We start from the raw sequence: 23,744 nt of genomic DNA on the forward strand, positions 1-23,744 counted from the left end.
GTGGTCTCCAGTTCGTCTCCACGGAACACCGCCACCAGGACACGGAGCGGTCGTCACTGCCGAACAGTATAGAGCGGAGCGACGGTAGCATCGGTGGTGACGCCCCGAAGTACTCCCCCCGGAGTACGCCCGACCCTGCAAGGATGCTTTCGATGACGCTCCAGAAGATCATGCCGATCTATGGCACCCGGCCGGAGGCCATCAAGATGGCCCCCATCGTTCGGGCGCTGAAAGACGACGACCGCTTCGAGTGTTTCACCACGGTGACCGGACAGCACCGCGAGATGCTGGACCAGGTCAACGAGCTTTTCGACATCGTTCCAGACGCCGATCTGAACATCATGCGCCCGAATCAAACGCTCAACGGCATCATGGAGCGCACCCTGGCCGGTCTGGACAGCCTCCTGCAGCAGGAGCGGCCCGACGCCGTCGTCGTCCAGGGAGACACCACCACCTCCACGGCCGGCGCCATCGCCGCGTTCTACCTCGGTATCCCCGTGATCCACGCCGAGGCGGGACTGCGCTCCGGGAACCTGTTCTCCCCCTTCCCGGAGGAGGCCAACCGCAAGATCACCTCCCAGATCACCTCCTTGCATCTGGCGCCCACGGCCACCTCGAAGGCCAACCTGGTCGCCGAGGCCGTCAACCCCGCGGACATCGTCGTCACCGGCAACACGGTGATCGACGCCTTGCTCACCACGGTGGAGAAGCGCGTGCCCTTCACCGACCCACAGCTGCAGGAGCTCGCCGACCGGACCGCCGCCGATGCGGCCGAGCAGGTGCTGCTGGTCACCACCCATCGCCGCGAGAACCAGGGCGACGCCATGCGAGGAGTGGGCCGGGCACTGGCGCGACTGGCGACCGAGTTCCCGCAGTTGACGATCGTTCTGCCGGCTCACCGGAACCCCGTGGTGCGCGAGGCCGTGCTGCCCGCGCTGGAGGGCTTGAACAACGTCCTGGTGACCGAGCCGCTGGCTTACGGCGAGTTCACGCATCTCATGGACGTGGCCGACGTCGTGCTGACCGATTCCGGTGGCGTCCAGGAGGAGGCGCCGTCCCTCGGCAAGCCAGTGCTGGTGATGCGCGAGAACACCGAACGGCCGGAGGCCGTGACTGCCGGCACAGTGAAGCTCATCGGCACCGATGAGGAACGCATCGTCACGGAGACCTCCACGCTGCTGAAGGACACGACGGCCTACAACGCCATGGCCCACGCCGTGAATCCCTACGGTGACGGTCGCGCCTCTGCACGGACCGCGGCCGCGATCGCGCAGTTGCTGGGTGTCGGCGAGCGCATCGACGAATTCGTCGCCTGACCGGTTCAGTGCCGCTGGGCGCGTTCGCTCTCCCGGTCCATCCGGGCCAGTCGTGTTCGGCGGCGGGCCAGGTCCACCGCCGTCGGGAGGGCTTCTCGCACCACGGAGTCCCAGGCCGCACCGGTGTCAGCGAAGGAGCGGGGCCGGAAGGATCCAGGGTTCAGTTGCACGCGCAGTTGCCTCACGAGGGCGTCCACGGCATCCGCGGCGTCCGCACTGAGGCGCCGGATCACGGTGGGATCCAGCGGCTGCTCCAGTGATCGGAGGCGCGGGGCCAGGTCCTGCCCCCCGTCCAGGTCCGCGATCAGGTCCGGACGCCCGATGTCCGTCAGCACATGGGAGTTCTTGGTGTTGGCCGTCAGCGCGAGGGCCGGCACGCCGTAGCGCAGGGCCACCAGCAGCCCGTGGAATTTCATGGAGGCGAAGGCCGTCAGCGATCCGATCGCCGCGGAGATCTCGTCGGGTGTTCGGCCCGAGACCACCGAGTCGAGGGTGAAGGGCAACTGGTTCAGGGCCGGGGCGTCGCGATGCCGCTGGCGCCCGTTGCCCAGCTCCACCGCGCTGATGGCGTAGCCACGCTCGCGCGCCGCCCGGACCAGGCTGGCCAGTCCCGTGTAGTCGTTGTCCTGGCCGAACTTGCCCTGACGCACGCTGATCCCCAGCGTCGGCTGTCCTGCCGTGCCCATCAGCGACGGGTCCGGCGCCGGCAGCTGCAGGCCGAACACGAGGTCGGGATGCACCAGCACGGGAACCCGTGGCCGCAGATGACTGCGGATCCACGCGGCGGATTCCTCATCTCGTGCACTGATGTACTGCACGTTGGGGTGACTGAAGAAACGGGCCATGGTCTCGATGACGGGTGGCCGCTGCAGACGGTCGTGCAGCGGAACGCCGACGCCGCAGATGTAGACCGGTTTCTCGAGCCACTCCGGCCGCCAGTACAGCTCGGAGACCCGGTCCGTGAGTACCAGATCTCCGCCGCCGATGACGAAGGCCTCGTAGCGGTCGGCCACCGTCGCCGGCTCTTCACTCAGGTAGGGCGGAACGAGGAGATCATGGACCACCGAGACGTCGAAATACCGTGAGAGGGCCCGCCGCCACAGCTGCACGAACAGCTCGTCCCCGTAGTTGCCCCAACCGAAGAAGCCGACCAGACCGACTTTCGGTCGGTCCCGATAGGCCGCGACGAGGTCATGACGACGCATCGGGCCGCTCTTCCTCCAGGTTCAGACCGTCCCGGACGGCGGCCGCCAGCTGCGGAGAGATCACGCGGGTGTGGTGGCGTTCGGCGAAGGCGGCAGCCGCATCCCGCGCAGCAGGAGCCGTCAGCCGGTCGGCACGCTCGAGAGCATCGGCCCATTCCCCGGCCGAGGTGCCGTTCGCGAACTCCGTGAACTCCTCAGACAACAGGCCGGGCAGCACGCCCACCCGTCCGGCCACCAGCGGCAGCCCGAAGGACGGCCCCAAGAGCGCACCGCCGGAGTTCAGGGCCCGTTCGTGTGGCAGCACCATGACGTCGGCCGCACGCAGCAGTCGCTGAACGTGATCCCCCGGCACGCGGCGATCCTGCACCAGGACGTAGGGGTGCATCCGCAACTGCCGGATCAGTTCCCGCGTCGAGCGATCTGAGTCCGCACCGCCGGCGATGATCAGCCGTCGTGGGCGATCGGAGCGCTCCAGTGCCAGGTTGAACGCCTCCACCAAGCGCTCGATCCCCTTGTAGGCCTTGATGGCTCCCACGACCGCGTACACGATCTCATCCGGCTCCAGGCCCAGCATGATCCGAGCGTGGTCCCGCGGCAGATAGTCCTCGTACGAACCGAGATAGGACGGATGCGGAACGCAGATGACCCGCTCTCGCGGCAGCCGCAGGAAGTCCTGGACGAGTTCCGGGGTGTCCTCGCTCATGACGTGGATCAGGTCCGCGGCGTCAGCGATCGCTTGTTGCAGCCGGAGCTCCTCGTCCAGGAAGGCCGCATCGTGGTTGATCACATTGTGCACGGTCCAGACGAGCTTGCCACCGGCCTGCCGGAAACGGTCGATCTCGGCGAGGAAGCGGTCGATGTTCGCCCTCGCCTCTGCCGCCGTGGCCGCCCCCTGCGTGATGAAGGCCAGCCAGTGCAGGTGATAGACGACTCCACGGGTCTGCCCTTGCAGCGACATGAGCGCACGGAAGGACCACGGATCCGTGACCGGAGTGACCGCCAGCCCGTGCTCGCCGAAGGCGGAATAGCACAGCGCCTGAAAGGGGTTCATCCGCGCGACGGGACCGTAGGCGTAGAGCCAGGGCTCCGCGTTGTCCCGCACGGTGTAGTACCGCGCCGCCGAGACCGCCTCGTGCACCGGCGAACCCTCTTCGGGCACCAGCCCTGTGAACTGCAGCTCCACGTTTTACGCTCCTTCGGTTGTTCCGGCCGCCGGGTCGATACCGCGCGCCCGGGCGATCACCGCCTCGAACACGTTCTGGTACCGAGGCCCGTTGTGCTTCCACTGCCGTTCGGCCTCCACCCACCTCCGGCCGGCTTCACCCAATCGCTGCCGTTCGGCCGGGTCCTCGAGCAGACCCTGCACGACGTCGGCCAGCGACACGTGATCTTCGGGCTCGAACAGCGCTCCGCGGTGCGGAGCGTCCACGATCTCGGCGAGCGCGGGCAGATTCGAGACCACGACGGGGCGTTCCAGGACCATGGCCTCGAACGGCTTGAGCGGAGTCACATAGGTGGCGGCGCGCTCGCGTACGCGAGGCACCACGAAGAGGTCGATCAGTCGGTAGTAGTCCGGGACCTTCTCGTGGCGGACGGGGCCGGTGAAGATGACACGGTCGGTGACGTTCAACTGTGCGGCGAGCTCCTGAAGGGCGCTGACGCGGTCTCCGCCGCCGACGAGGACGCATTGGGCCTGGACACCGCGAGACATCAACAGGGCCGTGGCCCGCACGAGCAGTTCCTGGCCCTCGCGATAGTGGTCCATATTCGAGACATAGCCGAAAGTGGGCATGGTGATCCCGTGCTGAGCGGCCAGCTCCGGGTCCCGCTCTGCCTGGGTGAAGTTCTCCAGATTGACGCCGTTCGGCACCAGGCTGATCTTCTCGGCCGGGATGCCACGAGAGGCCAGCTCGTCGCGCATGGCCTCTCCCAGGGTCAACACGTGGTCGGCCTCCTGCATGCACAGATTCTCCACCGCGATGCGTCGGCGGTAGATCTCGGAGGACTCCTCGACTTCCGTCTCGGAGGTCCAGTTGGCCTCGAAGAATGACCTGACCTCATACACCACGGGGATCCCGGTCTTCTCCTTGAGGGCGAGCGCGACCAAGGCCGTCTCGAATCCACGCCGGCCCGAGGAGACATGGATGACGGCCGGACGAATACGTCTGACCTCGCGGTAAGCCAGCCAGGCGAAGTCCTCGAGCCAGCGATCACTGGGCACCGACTGGTAGTCGATGCCGGCATCCAGCCGATAGTGAGTGATTCCCTCGAATTCCTCGACGGCGGAGAAATCGTCGCCGACCACGTTGCGCGGGAAGCCCGGTTCCGTCAGCACGACCGGCTCGAGCCCAGCCAGCTTCTCAGCTTTGAGGTTCTCGTGACTGCGCGAGGTGAAGCCGTTGGAGAAGTACGGGCGGGATTCCTTCAACAGGTGCAGCACGAGGTTGTCGGCGACCGGCACCACGGGATCCACCGGCCCGGGTATGCGAGGAACCCAGCCCGAGAGCTCCTTGGCCCGGCCGTTCACGTTGGCCAGGTCCCGGCGGAAGGCGGGATCCTGTCCGGCGAGTCGCGCCGTCGCATCCAGTTGCTCGCTGATCTGTCCGGCCCGAATGGCGAGTCTGCGCGATGCCATCTCGAATCCGCGTTCACCGCTGCGGTCCTCGGCCAGAACGTCTTGCCACAGCAGGCCCGTCCCGTACTCCGCGGGGCGCTCGGGCTTGAGCGCACGGTCGCCGGCCAGAGGAGGTGCTGCCGGGGCCAGCCGACGAGCGTTTCGAAGTTCGGTGACCCAGTCGAGGGGTTCCTTCAGGGTGTTGTAGTAGCCGATGCGGACGATCTCCCGCCCTGCTCTCAGGGTCGACAGCTCTCCGTCCCGGTAGCGGCGGCGAAAACGCCCCAACTGCTTCTTGAGCTTCTTGGCCCGGCGCTTCAGTTCACGCCGCGGCCGCAGACTCTCCATTCCCAGCGGGTGCTTCCAGGCGGCGGTCAGGGCGTTGCGTTCCACGGTGACCTCGGTCAGTTCCGCGTGGGTCCGGCGCAACTGCTCGCGCAGCAGACCGTTCTCCTCGTCCGCCGACCAAGAGTCCTCGTCGGTGATGATGTGGTGCTGAATGGTGGGCTCCCGGTCTGGATGGTCGGCTCGAGAGGATTCTACTGATCCGCGGGCCCGGCGACGGTGAGGTCGTGACGGGGCCTTGCTGAACCCTCGAGCCGGGCGCGCATCTGGCGGGCCAGATCTGCACTGACCAGTTCGGGATGATGCCGGCGGGCGAACGCTCCGGCGGCCTGCCGCGCGTCGGGGGTCAACAGGCGATCGGAGCGCTCCAGGCCGGCGGCGACCGCCTCCGGTTCGGCGCCGGGGAGGAACTCGGTGAACGAGTCCTCGAGGAGACCCGGCAGCACCCCCACCCGGTTGGCGACCAGAGGAAGGTCGAAGGTCGGTCCCAGCATCGCCGCCCCCGAGTTGAGTGCGACCTGATGTGAGAGCACCATGAGGTCGGCCGCGCGCAACAGGTACTGCACCTGGTCATTGGGGACTTTGACGTCGTGCAGCAGCACGTGGGGATGCATCCGCAGCTTCTTGAGCAGTCGCCGGGTCCGGCGGTCCCGGTCAGGCCCGCCGGCGATGATGAGCCGCCGCGGAACGGTCGAGGTGGCACGGAGCCGATCAAAGCCGGCCAGGAGGCCCTCAATCCCCTTGTACGCCTTGATGGCCCCGAAGACGACGTAAACGACCTCGTCCTCCGCGAGCCCCAGCATGCTGCGGGCCTGGTCCCTCGGTACGACGTCGGGATAGGCGCCCAGATAGCTCGGGTGCGGCGACACGACGGTCCGCTCCGGGTCCAGCTGCAGGAAATCCGCCACGAGCTGCGGCGTGTCGGCGCTCATCACATGGACGACGTCGGCCAGGTCGGCCACGGATTGCTGCAGCGCCCGTTCGGCGTTGAGGTAGACCGCGTCGTGCGGGGCGAGGTTGTGCACGGTCCAGGCGATGTACCCGCCGGCGTCCTTGAACCTCTTCAGTCGCTGCAGGTAGCGCGCCATCAGGTCCTCGGCCTGGGCCTGGCTGGTGGCGCCTCGCAGCACCGTGTTCAGCCAGTGCAGGTGAAGGACGATGCCCTGTTTCCCTGAGGGCTGATCCATCAGCGGGATCAGGGCCTCGAAGGACTCCGGGTCGAGGACCGGGGAGACGGCCATCTGCTCATCACCGAAGTGGCGGTAGGTCAGCGCCTGATACGGGTTCATCCGGGCGACCGGTGTGTAGGCGACCAGCCACGGCAGCCGCCCGGTTGGGCCGTGCTGATCTGACTCGTGCCGGGCTGACTCGTGCTGATCTGAGGCGCGGACTGTGGCGTTGCGCAGGGCGGCGAGCGCCTCATGGACCGGGGAACCGGGCTCCTTGCGGAAGCCCTGCAGTTGAAGTTGCACCTCTACGCTCCTTCGGTCGGTCGGGCGGCTTCGCTCACGCCTTCGCCCACAGCGGAGGCGCTGAGCCGGTCGAAGACCTCGGCGTACCGCGGCCCGTTGTGCTTCCACTGCCGCTCATCCTCGATCCACGTCCGGCCGGCCCGGCCCAGCCGCTCGCGCTCGGCCGGATCGGCGAGCAGTTCGGCGACGACGTCGGCCAGGGAGTCCACGTCCTCTGCCCTGAACGTCCGGCCGCGGGCGGGAGCCTCGACGATCTCGGTGAGCGCCGGCAGATCGGACACGACGACGGGCCGTTCCATCGCCATCGCCTCGAAGGGCTTGAGCGGGGTGACGTACTCGGCAGCTCGCTCGTGGATGCGCGGGACGACGAAGACGTCGATCAGCGCGTACAGCGACGAGATCTCCGCATGGTCCACGGGGCCCGTGAAGACGACCCGGTCCTCGACGTCCCACCGGGCGGCCAGGCCCTGCAGGGTGCGGAGGCGTCCGCCGCCGCCCACCAGGACGCACTGGGCCTCGATGCCCCGCTCCTTGAGCCGGGCGGCGGCCTCGATCAGGTAGTCCTGGCCCTCGCGCCGGTGGTCCATGTTGGACACATAGCCGAACGTCGGCATGGTGATGCCGTATCGGTCGGCCAGCTCGGGGTCGCGGGGCGCCGGACGGAAGTTCTCCAGGTTCACGGCATTGGGCACCAGGCTCACCTTCTCGGCCGGAATGCCGCGGGAGATGATCTCGTCCCGCATGGCGGTGCCGAGCGTGAGAACGTGGTCGGCCAGCTGCATGCATCGAGTCTCGACCTCCATGCGGCGGCGGAAGATCTCACCGGACTCCTCCAGGTCCAGCTCCGGAGTCCAGTTAGCCTCGAAGAAGGACCGGACTTCGTAGACCACCGGGATCCCGGTCTTCTCCTTGAGCGCCAGTGCCACCAGGGCGGTTTCGAAACCGCGTCGCCCGGAGGACACGTGGATCACGTCCGGGCGGATCTGACGGACCTGTTGCCAGGCCAGCCACGCGAAGTCCTCCTGCCAGCGGTCCGCGGGCACCTTGGCGTAGTCCACCCCGGTGTCCAGCCGTCGGTGTTCGATCCCGTCGTACACCTCGACCTTCTGGAAGTCAGCGCCCACCACGGATCGGGGAAAACCGGGTTCGGTGAGAACCACCGGTTCCCAGCCGGCGTCCTGCTCCGCCTTGAAGTTCTGGTGACTGCGGGAGGTGAACCCGTTGGAGAAGTACGGCCGCGATTCCTTCACCAGGTGCAGCACGGTTTTGCGCCCTCCGGGTCGGGCCGGCGTCAGCGGCTCGGCCGGACCGGGAAGGCGCGGCAGCCAGCCGGAGAGTTCCATCGCCCTGCCGTTGAGCTCAGCGAGCATCCCCGCCATGCGCGGTGATTCGTGGGTTGCGCGGGCCACCGCGTCCAGGGAGGTGGAGATGGACCCGGAACGCTGGGCCAGTCGCCGCAACTCATCGAGATAGGCGGAGTGCACCGGGGAGGTGGCGTCGTAACGGTCGGCGAGCAGGTCCAACCACAGCTGCGCCCTCGGTCCTTCCATTTCCTTCGGGTCGAGCGAGGTCAGTGGTCCGGCACCGGCATACCGGCGTTCCCGGCCAGCCCGGCGCAGCCGGATCATCTCCGCCAAGGCAGCCGCCGGGACACTGCCGAGCTGGTCGTAGCCGATCCGTAGCGCCTCGATCAGCGCCGCCTTCGGTCCCAAGCGGCCAGAGGCGGCGTCCTTGACGACGCTGATCCCCCGCCGGCGAATCTCCCTCGCGCGGCCTTTCAGGGCACCGAGGGCCCCACCGGGGATGTCGAGGGTCAACGCGCTGAGCCGGCCGGACAGCGCCTGACGTTCCGCGGTCTGCCGAGTCAGCTCGTCATGGACCGCCAGCAGCTCACGCCGCAACAGATCCACTTCCGCCTGCAGATCGGCCTCGGACGGCATCTCCTCGATCGGCTCGGGCTGCACGGGCGGCTCCTTCATGGTGTTCAAGCTGCTGAGACGGGGGCGACCCCCAGATCGGCGTACATCTGAGTGTACGTGCGGGAATTCGCTTCCCAGGTCCGGGTGTCCAGCGCCCACCGCCGACCAGCCGCGCCCAACCGGTGGCCTTGCTCAGGGTCGGCCAGCAACTCCCCCAGGACGGTCGCCAATGCGGCGTCGTCGTCGGGCGGAACCAACTGTCCGGTGACGCCGTCCTGCACGAGCTCTGCGAGTGCCGGCAGCGCCGAAGCGACCACGGGACGCCCGGTGGCCGAGGCCTCCACCGACTTCATCGGCGTGACGCTGCGCGTGACGGGCAGGTCCCGCCGGGGCACCACGAAGACATCGAGCGCGGCGTGATTCCAGATCGCCTCGGACCGGTCCACCCTGCCGGTGAACTGGCAGCGGTCCGCGATCCCGAGACGCTCGGCCAGCACTTTCAGTCCCGGCAGTGCCACCCCGTCGCCGACGATGCGCACCTTCAGGCGCGGATGTGACGGGGCCAGTCGCGCCGCAGCTCGCACCAGCAGATCCAATCCCTCATAGTCCACAACGGAGGACACGGTCCCGACCAGAAGATCCTGTGGATCGAGTCCCAGCCGGGCACGGGCTTCGACTCGTCCGGGCGGCTCGGGGAGGAACTGTTCGGCGACGGCATTGGGACAGAGCCGGATCGAGGCCGCGTCCACGCCGGCGTCCAGGAGGACACGGCGCATCTGCTCACCCAGGGTGACGACGGCGTCTGCTCGCCGCGCGCTCTCCGCCTCGCGGGCGGTGAATGCCCGGTAATACTCCGAGTCCACGGCCTCCGGCGCCCGGGTGGCAGCCCAACTGTCGGCGCGCTGCCCGCGGACCTCATAGACCCAGGGCAGTCCGTGCGCTTCGGCGACGGCGGCCACCACGAGAGCATTGGTGTAGTGAGTGGTGGTGTGCAGCAGAGCCGGACGGAGCCGTTCGACCTCGGTGGAAAGCAGCCGGGCGTACTGATCGACTCTGCCGACGGCGTCCTGGTCCAATCCTGCCGGCAGCAACCGTCGGTACGTAACGCCGTCCACGGAGTCTTCGCGGCGCGCCCAGGGGATGCCCACTTCGACGGGGTAACCGGGACGGGTCACCGCGTGCACGTCGAATCCGGACTCGGACAGAGCGCGCAAGGCGCTGTGGCTGCGCTGTGTATAGCCACTGCTGGTGTGCGGCAGCGAGCTGTTGAGCACGTGGAGGACCCGTCCCGGAACGGCCTCACCCGGGTGGACCGGTCCGAACTGCGGTCGGTAGCCGTTCAGTGCTCGGCGCTCGGCGTCCAGCCGGCGAGCGAGGATGCGATTGCTCCGGTGCCGGCGCGCGAGATCGACCGCTGCGGTCAGCTCTCCGCGGTACAGGGCGAGTCGAGCCGCGGCCGCGTGCCACCCCGCTCCGCGGTGTTCCGCGGGGACGGCGTCCAAGAGCGCTGCGGCGGTGCCGTCGTCGTCCGAGCCGAGCGCCGCCGTCGCCAGCAGTGCGGTCCCACGGGATCCGCGGCCCCGGCCGCCGAGTGAATGCCGTGCCGCCTCATCGTCACCGAGGATCTGATGACCGACGGCGGCCAGGGCGCCGTCCGCGAGACGACCGGTCGTCGTCAGCAGACGCGCGGCCGGAGTGGAGACGGCGTGAGGCAGCCGCCGGGAGACCTGCAGGGCGAACTGGACGGGATCGTGCGCCAGTTCGGCGCGGACCGTCTGGGCGGTCACGAGAGCATTGGCCAGCCAGGGAACCCCGGAGGGACCCCGATCGGTCACCGGTCTCGCCATTGCCCCCGGGTGTCCACGACCCGCTTGCCCGCGACCCGCGGACCCAGATCAGCGAAAACCCGGTGATCGACCAGCAGCACGACGATATCGGCCGCTTCCAACGCCTCGTCCACACCGGCCAACTGCAGATTGTCCCGACCCGCCAGAGACTCCGGAAGCTCCTCGATATGCGGCTCGACCGCCAGAATCCGGCTACCCGTGAACTGCTCAGCCATCTTCGTGGTGATCCCCAACGCCGGCGACTCCCGCAGATCATCAATATTGGGCTTGAACGCCAACCCCAACGCCGCGATCACCGGAGCCCGCCCGGTGGCCTGCTGAACATCGAAAGCCTCCGCCTTGACCTGCCGAATCACCCACTCCGGCTTGGCATCATTGATCTCCCGCGCCGAGCGAATCAACCGCGCCGCATCGGGCGCGGCATTGACGATGAACCACGGATCCACCGCAATGCAATGCCCACCCACACCCGGACCCGGCTGCAGGATATTCACCCGCGGATGATGATTGGCCAACTCAATGAGCTCCCACACATCAATGCCGATCTGTTGGCAGATCATCGAGAGCTCATTGGCGAACGCGATGTTCACATCCCGGAAGGAGTTCTCCACCAGCTTGGCCATCTCCGCGGTCCGGCAATCAGTCAGCAGGATCTCCCCGACACAGAACCGCTCATACAACCCCTTGGCCCGCTCAGCCGCCTCCGGCGTGGACCCACCCACGATCCGGTCATTGCTCACCAGCTCGGCCATCACCTTGCCCGGCAGCACCCGCTCCGGGCAGTGCGCGAACTGCACGCTGCGCTCCCCCGCCAGATCCGGGCGCTCACCATAGACCACCTCGGCCAACCGCTCGGTGGCCCCCGGAGGCGAAGTCGACTCCAGAATCACCAACTCCCCACCGGACAACCGCGGGGCCAACCCCCGGCCGGCCGCCTCGATATAGGACAGATCCGGGCTCTTGTCCTCGTGGAACGGGGTCGGCACCGCAACGATGTAGGCATCCGCCGCAGGAGTGTCCTGAGTGGCCGAGAGCATCCCCCGCTGGACAGCGCGGGCCACGAAATCATGCAGCTCCGGCTCCACGAACGGAACCTCTCCGGCATTGACCGCATCGACCGTGCGCTGGCTGACATCCACGCCGTGCACGCGGACACCGTTCTCAGCAAGGATCGCCGCCGTCGGCAACCCGATGTAGCCCAGGCCGATCACGGCGACGCTGGCAATGTCCGTCATAGAGAGAGTCCTTCGTTGAATGTTCCAGGGTGGATGGTCCTGCGACGGCAGAACGACACCTGGCGATTATAGGCTCGGCCCTCGGCCACGTCCCGTGCCAAGGACACGAAGCGGCGGCCGAGCCCGGGTAGGTCGGCGTGTTCGGCCACCCATTGGCGGCCGGTGCCGTCCTTGACCGTCGACGTCGGGTCCGCGGCCAATCGCGTCCAGGTCCGGGCCAGTGCCTCGGGCGTGGCGTCCACGATGTCGGCGGCACCGGAGTCCCGGAGAATGCGTGCAGCCTCTCCGGTGACGACTCCGGTGATGTGGCGGCCCACCGCGAGGAGCTCGTACGTCTTGGAGGGAACGGTCCACTCGAAGCTCGGCCAGTCCGGCCGGAGCGTGACCAGGCAGGTGTCCGCCCACGCGTACTGTTCCCGCAGCTCGGCCCCATAGACCGGACCGAGCATCTCGACCGGACCGCCCAGCCGATCGTTGAGTTCCGCCAGAGCCTCGAATTGGGTACCGGAGCCGACCAGCCGAACGCTGATGCGCTCGGGTCCGGACTGCACCAGAGAGGCGGCGCGGATGACCGTCTCCAACCCTTGGCTTTCCCCGTGATTGCCCAGATACAGCACGTGGAGCTCACCGGCTGTTCTCGTCCTGGGCGGCACTGGTTCGATGTCGGCCAGCGACACCCCGTTGCCGACGACCTCGACCGGTCCGACGCCTCGTTCTCGCAGACGCTCTCCGAACCCCTCGGTCACCGTGACCACCAGGTCCGCGGCCTTCTGCGTGCCAGTCACCAGGGATTCCATCAGCCGGCTCAGCGCGCCGGCCTTCACGCCGGATTCGCGGGCCAGATCCGGCCAGGCGTCGCGCATCTCCACGAGCAGCGGTGCAGCGCGCAGTCGCGAGACCGCCCAGCCGGCGACCACCGTGGGCAGCGCCGGCACGGTGATCACGACGACGTCCGGTCGCCCGGCACGGAACGAGGCCGGGACGGCTGCCAGAGCATGCGCGATGTGACCGAGAAACCGACCGTCGCGCGTCCTTCCCAGGCCGGGTATCCGCCGCGTGCGCCAGAGGCGTTCGCCGGCCGGGCCGGTTTCCCACGACGTGCGGCGCTGATTCCCGAGGTCACCGCCCTCGACCGGCATCTGATCGCGGTCCGGTTCCGGAACCACCACGTCGACGTCCCACCCGGCCTCGCGGAACGAGCCGATGAACGCTTCCCAACGTCGTTGCGGCGGGGTCCGTTCCGGGCGGTAGGAGTGGGTGATCAGCAGCAGCCGCACGGCTCAGGCCCCCGCGCAGGGCGCCGGTGGCGGGGCCGGGGCCTGGGCCGTGGCCGAGGCGGTGCCGGAAGTGGAGGCGGCGTCATCAGGTGCGGAGGACGTGGAGGAGGAGTCAGGCGACGACGGCGAGGCGGACGCGCCCGGTGGCGTGCCTTCGGGGTCGGAGGCGGCCGTCTCCCCCGGTGACTCGCTCTGCGTCGGGTCGTCGTTGCCGCCGTCGTTATTACCGCCGCTGTCGGCCTCCGAGTCTTCCTGCAGGAACGACTCCAGGTCGTCCCGCTGCAGAGCGGACCGCAGCTCCGCCATGCCCTCGGGATCCTGTTCCACGATGGAGGCGCCGCCCGGGCCTTCGGCCGGCGGCCCGTGCGGGATGGTGAACGTGTTGATGTCATTGGAACGGATGCCGTTGAGCTGAATGGCGTAGCCGGCGATGGTCGCGGCGTCCAGACCGTCGTCCACGGAGAGGAACGGAACGATGCTGTTGACCACATCCATCACCCGCTGAGGGTTGGCCAGGGTGTCCACGGTCAGGACCTGGTCCACGATGGCGGAGACGAAACGCTGCTGATTGGCCACCCGCTGGAAGTCTCCACCCAGGAAGGCCTTGCGTTCACGCACGAAGCGCAGTGCGTCCGGGCCCTGGAGCAGGATCTCACCCTGGGGGAAGTAGGACGGGTTGACCTGGCCGGAGGAGAAGACATTCGGATTGCAGACCTGCACGCCGCCGAGGGCGCTGGTCAGTCCGTTGAACCCCTCGAAGTCGATCACGGCCAGATGATCGACGTTCAGGCCCAGGAGGTTCTCCATGGTCTTCGTCACCAAGGGGTATCCGCCCAGGGACAGGGCCGCGTTGACTTTGCGCTCCCCGTGTCCGGGGATCTCCACCCACAGGTCGCGCACGATGGACATCACGTAGACGTCCTGGCGGTCCTCGGGGATGTGGACCAACATCATCGTGTCCGAACGGACCCCGTCTTCGCCCTTGTTCTCGGCCGTGTTCTCGCCCTCACCCCGGGAGTCCGAGCCCATCACCAGGATGTTCAGCGCGCCCTCCTCGGCTGCTGCCGACGTCGCGATGCCCGCATCGACCGTCTGGCGCTGGTCGTTGAAGGTGGTGGCGACGGAACCGACGTAGATCCCGACGAACACCAGGACGAGCACCAGCAGTGCAGCGGCCACGATGAAGGCGTTGCGGACGGTATGGCGTTTCCGCCGCGGGCGGCTACTGGCCCGGCGCGGCGCATATTCGTGGTTCTCGTTACGAGACACAGGGGTTCCCATCGACACAGAAAGATCCGTCCCATCCTAGACCGCTTCTCTGGTCTTCCCGTCCTCCGACGTGCCCGGACGCTCCTGTCCGGGGAAAGCGCGCTCTGATGTCACCGATGGACCGGCGCCGCCACTCACATCACTGTCTCCGCTGGCAGCGCGGGCAAAAGTGGCTCGAGCGGTTCATGAATTTCTCCCGCACGATCGGCCCGCCGCAGCGCTGGCAGGGCTGCCCTGCGAGCCCATAGACTTTCAGGCTCCGAGAAAAGTAGCCCGATTCGCCATTGACGTTGACGTAGAGGGAGTCGAAGCTGGTCCCGCCCTGTTCCAAGGCCTTGGCCATGACCGCGGTGACCGCCTCGAGCACTCCGACCGTATCGGTGCGGTCGAGAGTCCCGGTGGGCCGGTCGAAATGCAGGCGAGCCTGCCAGAGGGCCTCGTCCGCGTAGATATTGCCAATGCCGGAGACGAGGGTCTGATCCAGCAAGGCCCGCTTGAGTCCGGTCCGTCTCCGCACCAGGCGCTGATGAACCGCCTCCGGTTCGAACCACGGATCCAGCGGGTCGCGCGCCACATGCGCCACGGGCGCCGGGAGCGACTGTTCCGGATGGTCTGTCGCCGGTATCAACGGGGCGAGGAACATCCCGCCGAAGATCCGTTGATCCACGAACCGCAGCTCTCGTGGTTCCTCGCCCTGTTCAGCGTGGAGTCCGATCCGGATGCGCAGGTGCTTCGGATCTGGATCCGACGGAGCGTTGACGAGCAGCTGACCGCTCATGCCCAAGTGCACGACGACGGCCAGCGTTCCGGACCCCTCGGGCCCGGTCAGGGGAATCCAGAGGTATTTGCCGCGCCGCTCCGGGGCGGCCAGGGTCATTCCCGTCAGCGCGTCCGCGAAGGCGACGGGGCCGCCGTCGTGCCGGCGGGTGGAGCGAGCGTCCAGGACCTCGACGTCCGTCACGGTCCGACCTGCCGCCCACCGGCTCACTCCGCGGCGGACGACCTCCACCTCGGGGAGTTCAGGCACCGGCGGCTGATTCGGCGGCCGCCGAGACCTGCGGCCAGGACTGGGCCGCTGCCTCGCGCTCGGCTTCCTTCTTCGACGATCCGGTGCCGGTGGCGTATGCCTTTCCGCCGATCAGGAGCGTCGCGGTGAAGACCTTGTCGTGATCGGGGCCGGTGGAGTCGATGGAGTACTCGATCGAACCGAGTCCGCCCGTCGCAGCAGCTTCTTGGATATGGGTCTTCCAGTCGGTACCGGCGCCCATCGCCAGTTTGTCCTGGAACAGGGGCACCACCAGGCGGTGCACCAGATCGTGAGCGGCCTCCGGCCCCTGATCCACATAGGTGGCGCCGATCAGCGCCTCCATGGTGTCGGCCAGAATGGAGTCTTTGTCCGCACCGTGGGTGCGCTTCTCCCCCTCGCCGAGCAGAATGGAGGAGCCGACTCCGATGGTGCGCGCCACCGAGGCCAGGGCGCGCGTGGAGACGACGGCGGCACGCATCTTGGCCAGGTCGCCTTCCGGCAGGCTAGGGTGCTGGCGATACAGGTGGTCGGTGACCACGAAACCCAGCACAGAGTCGCCCAGGAACTCGAGCCGTTCGTTCGTCGGCAGTCCGCCGTGCTCGTAGGCGTACGAACGGTGCGTCAGGGCAAGGACAAGCGTCTCGGGGTCGATATCGACCCCGAGACGCTGGCGCAGGTCTTCGGTTCTCGCTCGGTGCTCGCGCATCGAGCGGTTCTCAGCTGACGGAGTGGGTGCCATGGGCACCTCAGGCGTCGGCGACCTTGCGGCCCTTGTATTCCAGGAACAGCGCCGTACCAGCGGAGTCGGTCACGACCTTGGCCTGGTGCGGCAGGCTGTAGGTGACGCGACCGTTTTCCACAGACTTCACCAGCGGAGGCACGGTGGCCTTCCACTGGGAGCGGCGGGAACGGGTGTTGGAACGGGACATCTTCCGCTTCGGAACTGCCACGGCTATCTCTCTTCTGTCTCGTCGGATGAGGTCTTCTGGTCCGGGCCGGCGGCGCCGGTCTCGGCTGAGTCCGTCAGTGCAGCCAAGGCTGCCCAGCGCGGGTCAATCTGTTCGTGGACGTGGTCATCGGGAGCCTCGTCCAGCCGGATGCCACATTCGGCACACAGTCCCTGACAATCCGGCCGGCAGACCGGCTGGAACGGCAGGGCGGTGACCACGGCATCCCGCAGGACCGGTTCCAGATCCACCGTTTCGTGGACCACCAGGCGCTCTTCGTCGCTTCCACCATCAGATTCTGACGGAGACGCGAGGAACAACTCCTGCAGGTCAACGGTGATCCCGTCCCGAATCGGGTCCAAGCAACGACTGCATTCTCCCACCAGCTCGGCGTGCGCCTCACCCGTGGCCAGAATGCCTTCATGGACCGATTCCAGACGCAGATCGACGTCCACGGCTGAACCAGCCGGAATGCCGATGAGCGGAGTGGACAGTGCCTCGGGGGCTGGCCACTGCTCTTCCAGAGTCCGCATGGACCCTGGGCTGCGCACCAGGTCTCTGACAGGTACTACCCAAGCACCCGCTGCTCCGGCTGCGGCCGGGGAGGATGGCGTGGACATCAGCATTCCTTCCGGACGGACAGTGGTGGCGGCAGGGATTCCGTCAGAAGCGATCCAGCGGAATCCGGGCAGGGAAGAACCCTCAGGACCGACTGACCAGTCTAGCGGCTGCAGCCCCACCCACCAAATGGTCTCTGGTGATGCCGGCGTCAGAGCTCGGAGGCGAACTCCTTGAGCCAGGGACGCAGCTCGGGGCCCAGATCCTCACGCGCACTGGCCAGCTCGATGACGGCCTTGAGATAGCTGAGCTTATCCCCGGTGTCATAACGCTTACCGCTGAAGACCACCGCGTGGACCCCGTACCCCTCGCCTTCGCCCTCGGCCATCACCTGCAGGGCGTCGGTCAACTGGATCTCGTTGCCGCGACCGGGGCCCGTGCGCTCCAGGATGTCGAAGACGACCGGATCCAGAACGTATCGACCGATGATGGCCAGAGTGGACGGTGCCTGGTCTGCCGAGGGCTTCTCCACGAGCCCGTTGACCCGCACCACGTCCACGGGCCCACCGGACACGGTGGACACCTCCGCCACGCCGTAGGCGGAGATGTTCTCGCGGGGCACCTCCATCAGGGCCACCACCGAGCCGCCCTTCTCCTGCTGGACATCGATCATGCGCGTGAGCAGGTCGTCCTGCTCGTCGATCAGGTCGTCACCGAGCAGGACGGCGAACGGCTCGCGGCCGACGTGTTGCTTGGCGCACCACACAGCGTGCCCGAGGCCTTTGGCGTCGTTCTGGCGGACATAGTGGATGTTCCCCAGGTTGGTGGCCTCCTGGATCTTCTCCAGCTTGCCGAAGTCACCCTTGAGTTCGAGGCTCCGCTCCAGCGCCGGCACCCGATCGAAGTGATCCTCCAGGGCGCGCTTGCTGCGGCCGGTGATCATCAGCATGTCCTGCAGGCCGGCGGCCTTGGCCTCCGCGATGACGTACTGAATGGCGGGCTTGTCCACCACCGGCAGCATTTCCTTGGGCATGGCCTTGGTGGCCGGCAGGAACCGGGTTCCCAACCCCGCTGCGGGGATCACGGCCTTCTTGGTACGAGGATTCTGGGAGCGCTCAGTCATGGGGGAAGAATAACCTTTCCGGTTTCCGGTGGGACTCAGGACTCGTTCAAGCGCCGCATCACGGCACGTGGAACAAACTCGGAGACGTCTCCCCCGAGCTGGCCGATTTCCTTGATCAAGGTGGAGGACAGGTGTGCGTAGCGTCCGTCAGTGGGCAGGAACACCGTCTCGACGCCGGTGAGGTGCCGGTTCATCGCCGCCATCGGCATCTCGTAGTTCAGGTCTGCGGTGTTGCGCAGGCCTTTGATGATGGCGTTGGCGCCGGCCTTCCGGCAGAACTCGGCCAGGAGACCGTCCCCCATCGGAACGACCGAGATGCCCTGGAGGGAGGAGACGGTCTCGCGGATCATCTCGATGCGGGTGTCGATGTCGAAGCGGTGGTGCTTGGCGTAGTTGGTGGACACGGCCACGATGACGTCGTCGAAGAGGTTGGTGGCCCGGGCGATCACCTCGACATGACCGTTGTGCAAGGGGTCGAAGGATCCGGGGCAGACGGCTCGGCGCATGAATCGAACATACTATGGGGCTCATGCCCGCCGCACGACGAGTTCACCCTGACGTCACACCAGTCCTGCCGGCCGACCGGCCCGCCGTCCACGCAACAACGATCTTCGAGACGATGACTCAGCTAGCGCAGCACCATGGAGCGGTCAATCTCGGGCAGGGCTTCCCGGACGACGACGGTCCCGAATGGGTCCGGCGGCTGGCCGCCGAGGCGATCCTGTCCGGCCGGAACCGGGCCAATCAGTACGCCCCCGGAGCAGGGCTGCCCGCGCTGCGCCGTGCTGTGGCCGAACACCAGCAGCGCCACTACGGCATCGGGCTGGATCCGGACCGCCAGGTCGTCATCACGACTGGTGCCACCGAGGGGATCGCGGCCGCGCTGCTGGCCTTGACCGGTCCGGGCGATGAGGTGGTCAGCTTCGAGCCCTTCTACGATTCCTACGCCGCGGTCACCGCCGTCTCGGGGGCCGCGTTCATCACCGTCCCCCTGTCCGCACCCGACTTCCAGCCGAGCGCCACGGCTCTGGAGGAGGCGATCACCGAGCGTACTCGGGTTCTGCTGCTGAACTCCCCGCACAATCCGACGGGCACCGTGGTCCCGCCGGAGGTGCTCTCCCGGATCGTCGAGGTCTGCGCCCGGCACGATGTGCTGATCCTCAGCGACGAGGTCTACGAGCACCTCGTGTACGACGGCGTCGACGGTCGCCACCACTCGGTCGCGGCCGTGCCGGGCGCCTCAGCACGCACGTTGACGGTGTCGTCCGCCGGGAAGAGCTTCTCGATGACCGGATGGAAGGTCGGCTGGGTCACCGGTCCGGCCGAACTCGTCACAGCGGTCCGGGCGGTCAAGCAGTTCTTGACCTACTCCTCCGGACCGGCCTATCAAGGGGCCATCGCCGAGGCGCTGGGTGAGGGGGATGCATTCCTCGCCGAGCAACGCGATCGCTACCGCGCTCTGCGCGATCGACTCGTCTCGGGACTGCGCCGGGCCGGACTGGACCCCGTCGTCCCCGCCGCCGGTTACTTCACGGTGACGGACCTCGGTGTACTCGGGGTGCCCGATGCCGCGGCGGCCGCGGAAGAACTGGCCGAACGAGCCGGCGTCGTGGGTATTCCGGTCAGCGCCCTGTGCCGGCCGACGGGAGAGTCCGACGGAGCCGTGCCGTTCCGGTCCTGGATGCGCTGGGCGTTCTGCAAACAGCCGGCCGTCGTGGACGAGGCCGTGGTGCGATTGCAGGGGTTGCGGGACCTCGGGGATGTGGTTGGCCGTCAGTGACGGCAGTAGTACAGCACCGTCTCGCCATACGTGCGGGCCTCCAGCAACTCCAGTCCGTCCGGCCACACTGGCTCGGCGCTGCGTACCGAGCGCTCGAGCACCAGCAGCCCGTCCGGAACCAGCACGGCGGCGATCCCCTCCAGGGTTCGGCGCAGTTCCTCCCCGTCCACCGGATACGGCGGGTCGGCCAGGACCAGGTCCCACGGCCCGGCTCCAGTGGGACCGGCCAGCACGCGCTCCACGGATCCCATCTCGACCTGCACCACGGTGTGTCCCACGCTGCGGTTCACGGCGTCGGCGTTTTTGCGGCAGACTCCGGCGGCGCGCCGGTCCCGCTCCACCAGCAGCACCCGGTCGGCTCCCCTGCTGGCCGCCTCGGCACCGAGAGCTCCCGAACCGGCATACAGATCGACGACGGCGGTGCCCTCCAGCCAGCCCCGGGTCTCGAGCCACGAGAACAGGGCCTCCCGGGTCCGGTCGGTAGTCGGGCGAGTGGCGTCGCCCGGCACCGAGGTCAGTCGCAGTCCCCCGGCGTGGCCGGCAATGATCCTGGGCATATGGTGTCCGTCTCCCTTCGGGGTGGCCTCGCTCAGCCCTTCACGATGTAGTCGCCGGAGCCCTCGTGGCCGGCCTCCCAGGCCCGCACGGCGTCAGCGAGTGCGGGATGCTGGTCGAATCCGTGCTCACCGTGGTGCTCGGCCATCCACCCGGCGGCCAGATCGATGAGATCGGCGTGTTTCAGTACCCGCAGTACCTTGAGTCGGCTGCCTCCGTGCTGAGTGGCCCCGAGGACGTCACCCTCACCGCGCTGCTGCACATCGGCCCGGGCGATCTCCAGTCCGTCCTGCGTTCCGGCCACGATCTCGAGACGGTCGACCGCCGGGTGTCCCTCCGGCAATCGGGTGGCCAGCAGGCAGATGGAGGCGGCGGTGCCCCGGCCGACGCGCCCGCGCAACTGGTGCAGCGTGGAGAGCCCGAACGCGTCAGCGTCCAGAATGGCCATCACCGTGGCGTTCGGCACGTCCACACCGACCTCCACCACGGTCGTCGCCACGATCACGTCCAGATCGCCATCCACGAAGCGGCCCATCGTCTGGGCCTGGGTCTGTTGGTCCTGGCGGCCGTGGAGCCCGGCGATCCGCAGGCCCTCCAGCGCGGGGAGCGATTGCAGCCGCGGCACCATGTCCTCCACGGCAGCACCGTCCACGCCCGATTCGGCGCCGGCACTGGCGTCACCTACGTCAATGCGTGGACACACCACGAAGGCCTGATGGCCCGCCGCCACCTGTTCGGCGATGACTTCCCAGACCCGGGCGATGATGCGCGGCCCCTGAGCCATGCGGGCCACATGCGTGGTCACGGGCTGCCGTCCCGAGGGCAGCCCCGGCAACAGCGTCAGATCCAGATCGCCGAAGACCGTCATGGCCACCGACCGCGGAATCGGGGTCGCACTCATCACCAGCAGGTGGGTACCGGGGTTGTCCCGGCGCAGAGCCTCTCGCTGGTCCACTCCGAACCGGTGCTGCTCGTCCACCACGGCCAGACCGAGGTCGGCGAACTGCACCGAGTCGGAGAACAGTGCGTGGGTGCCCACCACCAGGCCGGCCTGCCCGGAGGCGATCTTCAGCAGCGCCTCTCGGCGTTGAGCGGCACTCAGCGAGCCGGTCAGCAACACGATCTCCGTGGCCGGTCCGTCGGGCGCGTCGAGCCGGCCGGCGTGGCCCAGGGGACCGAGCGCTGCGCTCAGCGAACGGTAGTGCTGCCCGGCCAGCACCTCGGTGGGAGCGACCATGGCAGCCTGCCCGCCGGCGTCGACCACCTGCAGCATGGCCCTCAGGGCCACGAGTGTCTTGCCCGAGCCCACCTCACCCTGCAGGAGTCGGCTCATCGGCCGGTTCCGGGCCAGATCAGCGGAGATCACCTCCCCGGCGGACACCTGGCCCGCGGTCAGGGTGAACGGCAGACGCTCGTCGAGAGCCTGTCGCAGACCGTTCCCGACGGCGGGCCGTGCCACCGCGTCCAGCGTCGCCGCCGCCTGGCGACGCACGGCCAGAGCGCCCTGCAGGATGACGGCCTCGTGCAGCGCGAAGCGCCGCCGGGCCCGCAGCGCCTCGGTCAGCGTGACGGGGCGGTGAATCTGCTGGTAGGCCTCGGCCAGTCCGGGCAGAGGGCTTCCGTCGGTCGAGGCAGCCTCCAGCAGCTCGGAGGGAACGGGGTCGTCCACCGCGTCCCAGTTGACGGCGTCCAGGACCGTGGAGATGCTCGCGCGCAGCACCCAGCTGGGGACCTTGGCGGTGGCCGGGTACAACGGCACGGGCGCCAGATCCGCCTCACCGGGCGACTCGGACTCGTCCAACACCGAGAAATCGGGGTTGTTCAGGGTCAGCTCGCCTCGGTACATCGCCGTCTTGCCGTGGAACATGGCCCGATGTCCGGGCTTCAGGCGGCGCAGAGCGTCATAGCTGTTGAAGAAGGCCATGTCCAGGCTGGCCGGTCGTTGCGAGTCGTCATCGGTGACGGTGACGTCGACGATGAAACCTCGGCGGGAATGCATGTTCCGGCGGTTCACCGAGGTCACTTGAGCCACGATGGTCACATGGTCGCCCACTGGCAGCGAGACGATCGGGGTCAGTTCCCCGCGCTCGACCCAGCGCCGGGGAAAGTGATCCAGCAGTTCGCCGACCGTGTCCAGGCTCAGTTCCCGGCTCAGACGCTGGCCGGTACGCCCGCCCAGGAGCCGCTCCAGCGGCTGGTTGAGCGGACCTGACATCACCCGTCGGCCTCCGAAGCCTGCAGGGCGGTCACGACTAGGTTCTCGGGTTCACCCGCTTGGCGGAGCAAGGCTTCGGCCGCCTCACGATCGTCCACATGGACATGCAGCCGCCAGCGCACGGGCCCATTGGTGTCCGCGGGGTTCTCTCCGGGGTGTCCGGCCTGGTCACCCGGGTGCTCCCCCGGCATACCGACGGGGCTCATGATCACCGACTCGCCCATCTCGTTCAGTTCGAACCGCAGGGTCGCCGCCGTCAAGGGGTCCAAGGAGATGCTGCAGGTGATCTCGAATCCGACGTGAGAGTTCAGGCCCTCGTGGATGTGCGGCGCGGCGGCCGCGAATCCGTGCAGACCGTCGAGCAGTCCGGGGTCGATGCTGGTGCCCATGATGGTGGCCCGCAGCGAATCCAGCACCAGGAGCAGTCCCATGCCGCCGGCGTCGACGACGCGCGCCGCGGACAGCGCGGGCAATTGCCCCTCGGTCTGGACGACGGCCTGCCACGCCGCTTCCACGATCGCATCGAGAGAGGCACCGAGTTCGCGGCGACTCATCGCCTGATCCTCGGGCTGGCCCTGCAAGGTGGCCGCATGCTCGGTGGCCGCCTCGGCCGCGGCGGCCAACACGGTGAGCATCGTGCCGTCCTGGGGATCGGACAGCGCCGCCCAACAGCTGGTCCGGGCCCGCTCAAGGGCCGCGGCGAGGGTGGGGGCCGCAATTCGATCGTGGCCAGTGAGCGGCTCAGACATCCCGATCAGCATCACCGCGAGCAGGGTGCCGGAGTTACCCCGTGCCTGGTCCAGGGCCGCTCGGCCGGCTACCGACATCAGCGTCCCGACGTCGTCCGTGGACTCCCCCGCGACCGCCGCACGGGCCGCACAGACGGTTCCGTAGAGATTGCTGCCGGTATCACCGTCCGGAACCGGGAAGATGTTGATCGCATCCATCCGGTCCGAGGCGTTGCCCAGGACGGTCTCCGCCAGCTCCAGCCACTGGTGCACCCGTGAGGGCGCGCGCTGAGGGGTGGTCTCCGCGGTCAT

20 protein-coding genes are annotated in these 23,744 nt (G+C 68.0%); 2 read left to right on the forward strand and 18 right to left on the reverse strand.

Translation table 11 applies throughout. The annotated features are described in order from the left end of the window. Positions 1 to 152 precede the first annotated feature (152 nt). Positions 153 to 1,316 carry a non-hydrolyzing UDP-N-acetylglucosamine 2-epimerase gene (gene wecB, locus ACFQQD_RS10070; RefSeq protein WP_378088856.1) on the forward strand — a complete coding sequence of 388 codons (1,164 nt, stop codon included), beginning with the start codon at positions 153 to 155 and terminating at the stop codon, positions 1,314 to 1,316. 5 nt (positions 1,317 to 1,321) lie between these two features. Here the strand turns inward: wecB and ACFQQD_RS10075 are convergent, their stop codons facing one another. The 15 genes from ACFQQD_RS10075 to coaD form a co-directional block, all read right to left on the reverse strand. Continuing rightward, positions 1,322 to 2,521: a polysaccharide pyruvyl transferase family protein gene (locus ACFQQD_RS10075; RefSeq protein ID WP_378088858.1), complete on the reverse strand. Its 1,200-nt coding sequence runs from the start codon at positions 2,519 to 2,521 to the stop codon at positions 1,322 to 1,324. Beyond that, positions 2,508 to 3,704 (reverse strand): glycosyltransferase, encoded by a 1,197-nt coding sequence (locus tag ACFQQD_RS10080; protein ID WP_378088860.1) that lies wholly within the window; start codon positions 3,702 to 3,704, stop codon positions 2,508 to 2,510. The genes ACFQQD_RS10075 and ACFQQD_RS10080 overlap by 14 nt, the downstream gene beginning before the upstream one ends. A 3-nt stretch (positions 3,705 to 3,707) precedes the next feature. Then, complete coding sequence (locus ACFQQD_RS10085; protein WP_378088863.1) at positions 3,708 to 5,528, reverse strand: glycosyltransferase family 4 protein; 1,821 nt, start codon at positions 5,526 to 5,528, stop codon at positions 3,708 to 3,710. Positions 5,529 to 5,674: 146 nt separating this feature from the next. Continuing rightward, on the reverse strand, positions 5,675 to 6,952 hold the full coding sequence (locus ACFQQD_RS10090) for a glycosyltransferase (protein WP_378088865.1): 1,278 nt from the start codon (positions 6,950 to 6,952) through the stop codon (positions 5,675 to 5,677). Positions 6,953 to 6,954: 2 nt separating this feature from the next. Then, the gene (locus ACFQQD_RS10095) at positions 6,955 to 8,931 is read right to left on the reverse strand and encodes a glycosyltransferase family 4 protein (RefSeq protein ID WP_378088867.1); all 1,977 of its coding nucleotides are present in this window, start codon (positions 8,929 to 8,931) and stop codon (positions 6,955 to 6,957) included. A gap of 5 nt (positions 8,932 to 8,936) precedes the next feature. Beyond that, positions 8,937 to 10,706, reverse strand: coding sequence for a glycosyltransferase family 4 protein (locus ACFQQD_RS10100; RefSeq protein ID WP_378088869.1), 1,770 nt, complete (start codon positions 10,704 to 10,706; stop codon positions 8,937 to 8,939). Continuing rightward, complete coding sequence (gene wecC / locus ACFQQD_RS10105; RefSeq protein ID WP_378088871.1) at positions 10,703 to 11,953, reverse strand: UDP-N-acetyl-D-mannosamine dehydrogenase; 1,251 nt, start codon at positions 11,951 to 11,953, stop codon at positions 10,703 to 10,705. Before wecC ends, ACFQQD_RS10100 begins: the two co-directional genes overlap by 4 nt. Continuing rightward, entirely contained in the window at positions 11,950 to 13,230 is a 1,281-nt protein-coding gene (locus ACFQQD_RS10110) for a glycosyltransferase family 4 protein (protein WP_378088873.1), read from the reverse strand. The genes wecC and ACFQQD_RS10110 overlap by 4 nt, the downstream gene beginning before the upstream one ends. 3 nt (positions 13,231 to 13,233) lie before the next feature. Continuing rightward, the gene (locus tag ACFQQD_RS10115; protein ID WP_378088875.1) at positions 13,234 to 14,499 is read right to left on the reverse strand and encodes an LCP family protein; all 1,266 of its coding nucleotides are present in this window, start codon (positions 14,497 to 14,499) and stop codon (positions 13,234 to 13,236) included. Positions 14,500 to 14,638: 139 nt separating this feature from the next. Then, entirely contained in the window at positions 14,639 to 15,526 is an 888-nt protein-coding gene (gene mutM, locus ACFQQD_RS10120; protein ID WP_378088877.1) for a bifunctional DNA-formamidopyrimidine glycosylase/DNA-(apurinic or apyrimidinic site) lyase, read from the reverse strand. Continuing rightward, a complete protein-coding gene (gene rnc, locus ACFQQD_RS10125) occupies positions 15,519 to 16,265 on the reverse strand; it encodes a ribonuclease III (protein ID WP_378088879.1) in 747 nt (248 codons plus the stop codon). Before rnc ends, mutM begins: the two co-directional genes overlap by 8 nt. Before the next feature lie 7 nt (positions 16,266 to 16,272). Then, positions 16,273 to 16,476: a 50S ribosomal protein L32 gene (gene rpmF, locus ACFQQD_RS10130; protein WP_378088881.1), complete on the reverse strand. Its 204-nt coding sequence runs from the start codon at positions 16,474 to 16,476 to the stop codon at positions 16,273 to 16,275. A gap of 2 nt (positions 16,477 to 16,478) precedes the next feature. After that, positions 16,479 to 17,006, reverse strand: a complete 528-nt coding sequence (locus ACFQQD_RS10135) for a YceD family protein (protein ID WP_378088883.1) — start codon at positions 17,004 to 17,006, stop codon at positions 16,479 to 16,481. A gap of 236 nt (positions 17,007 to 17,242) precedes the next feature. Further along, positions 17,243 to 18,154, reverse strand: coding sequence for a UTP--glucose-1-phosphate uridylyltransferase GalU (galU, locus tag ACFQQD_RS10140; RefSeq protein ID WP_378088885.1), 912 nt, complete (start codon positions 18,152 to 18,154; stop codon positions 17,243 to 17,245). A 35-nt stretch (positions 18,155 to 18,189) separates the two neighbouring features. Then, entirely contained in the window at positions 18,190 to 18,660 is a 471-nt protein-coding gene (gene coaD, locus ACFQQD_RS10145) for a pantetheine-phosphate adenylyltransferase (RefSeq protein ID WP_378088887.1), read from the reverse strand. Between the two features lie 23 nt (positions 18,661 to 18,683). Between coaD and ACFQQD_RS10150 the strand changes: the two genes are divergently transcribed. Continuing rightward, positions 18,684 to 19,934 carry an aminotransferase class I/II-fold pyridoxal phosphate-dependent enzyme gene (locus tag ACFQQD_RS10150; protein WP_378088889.1) on the forward strand — a complete coding sequence of 417 codons (1,251 nt, stop codon included), beginning with the start codon at positions 18,684 to 18,686 and terminating at the stop codon, positions 19,932 to 19,934. On the opposite strand, the gene rsmD is transcribed toward ACFQQD_RS10150, so the two are convergent. From rsmD to ACFQQD_RS10165, 3 genes are read right to left on the reverse strand one after another with little or no spacing between them, the layout of a single operon-like run. After that, complete coding sequence (gene rsmD, locus ACFQQD_RS10155; protein ID WP_378088891.1) at positions 19,928 to 20,491, reverse strand: 16S rRNA (guanine(966)-N(2))-methyltransferase RsmD; 564 nt, start codon at positions 20,489 to 20,491, stop codon at positions 19,928 to 19,930. The genes ACFQQD_RS10150 and rsmD overlap by 7 nt on opposite strands. A 32-nt stretch (positions 20,492 to 20,523) precedes the next feature. Further along, on the reverse strand, positions 20,524 to 22,704 hold the full coding sequence (locus ACFQQD_RS10160) for an ATP-dependent DNA helicase RecG (RefSeq protein WP_378088893.1): 2,181 nt from the start codon (positions 22,702 to 22,704) through the stop codon (positions 20,524 to 20,526). After that, entirely contained in the window at positions 22,704 to 23,744 is a 1,041-nt protein-coding gene (locus ACFQQD_RS10165) for a DAK2 domain-containing protein (protein ID WP_378088895.1), read from the reverse strand. The genes ACFQQD_RS10160 and ACFQQD_RS10165 overlap by 1 nt, the downstream gene beginning before the upstream one ends.

It is taken from the genome of Citricoccus sp. GCM10030269, assembly GCF_042665635.1.
In the GTDB taxonomy this organism is placed as follows: domain Bacteria; phylum Actinomycetota; class Actinomycetes; order Actinomycetales; family Micrococcaceae; genus Citricoccus.

Bases quoted from the DNA above. Each gene is read 5' to 3' on its own strand.
- ACFQQD_RS10135 (WP_378088883.1), bottom strand. From the start codon at position 17,006: ATGCGGACTCTGGAAGAGCAGTGGCCAGCCCCCGAGGCACTGTCCACT.
- coaD (WP_378088887.1), bottom strand. From the start codon at position 18,660: ATGCGCCGAGCCGTCTGCCCCGGATCCTTCGACCCCTTGCACAACGGT.
- galU (WP_378088885.1), bottom strand. From the start codon at position 18,154: ATGACTGAGCGCTCCCAGAATCCTCGTACCAAGAAGGCCGTGATCCCC.
- ACFQQD_RS10095 (WP_378088867.1), bottom strand. From the start codon at position 8,931: ATGAAGGAGCCGCCCGTGCAGCCCGAGCCGATCGAGGAGATGCCGTCC.
- rnc (WP_378088879.1), bottom strand. From the start codon at position 16,265: ATGGCACCCACTCCGTCAGCTGAGAACCGCTCGATGCGCGAGCACCGA.
- ACFQQD_RS10150 (WP_378088889.1), top strand. From the start codon at position 18,684: ATGCCCGCCGCACGACGAGTTCACCCTGACGTCACACCAGTCCTGCCG.
- wecC (WP_378088871.1), bottom strand. From the start codon at position 11,953: ATGACGGACATTGCCAGCGTCGCCGTGATCGGCCTGGGCTACATCGGG.
- ACFQQD_RS10160 (WP_378088893.1), bottom strand. From the start codon at position 22,704: ATGTCAGGTCCGCTCAACCAGCCGCTGGAGCGGCTCCTGGGCGGGCGT.
- rsmD (WP_378088891.1), bottom strand. From the start codon at position 20,491: ATGCCCAGGATCATTGCCGGCCACGCCGGGGGACTGCGACTGACCTCG.
- wecB (WP_378088856.1), top strand. From the start codon at position 153: ATGACGCTCCAGAAGATCATGCCGATCTATGGCACCCGGCCGGAGGCC.
- ACFQQD_RS10165 (WP_378088895.1), bottom strand. From the start codon at position 23,744: ATGACCGCGGAGACCACCCCTCAGCGCGCGCCCTCACGGGTGCACCAG.
- ACFQQD_RS10075 (WP_378088858.1), bottom strand. From the start codon at position 2,521: ATGCGTCGTCATGACCTCGTCGCGGCCTATCGGGACCGACCGAAAGTC.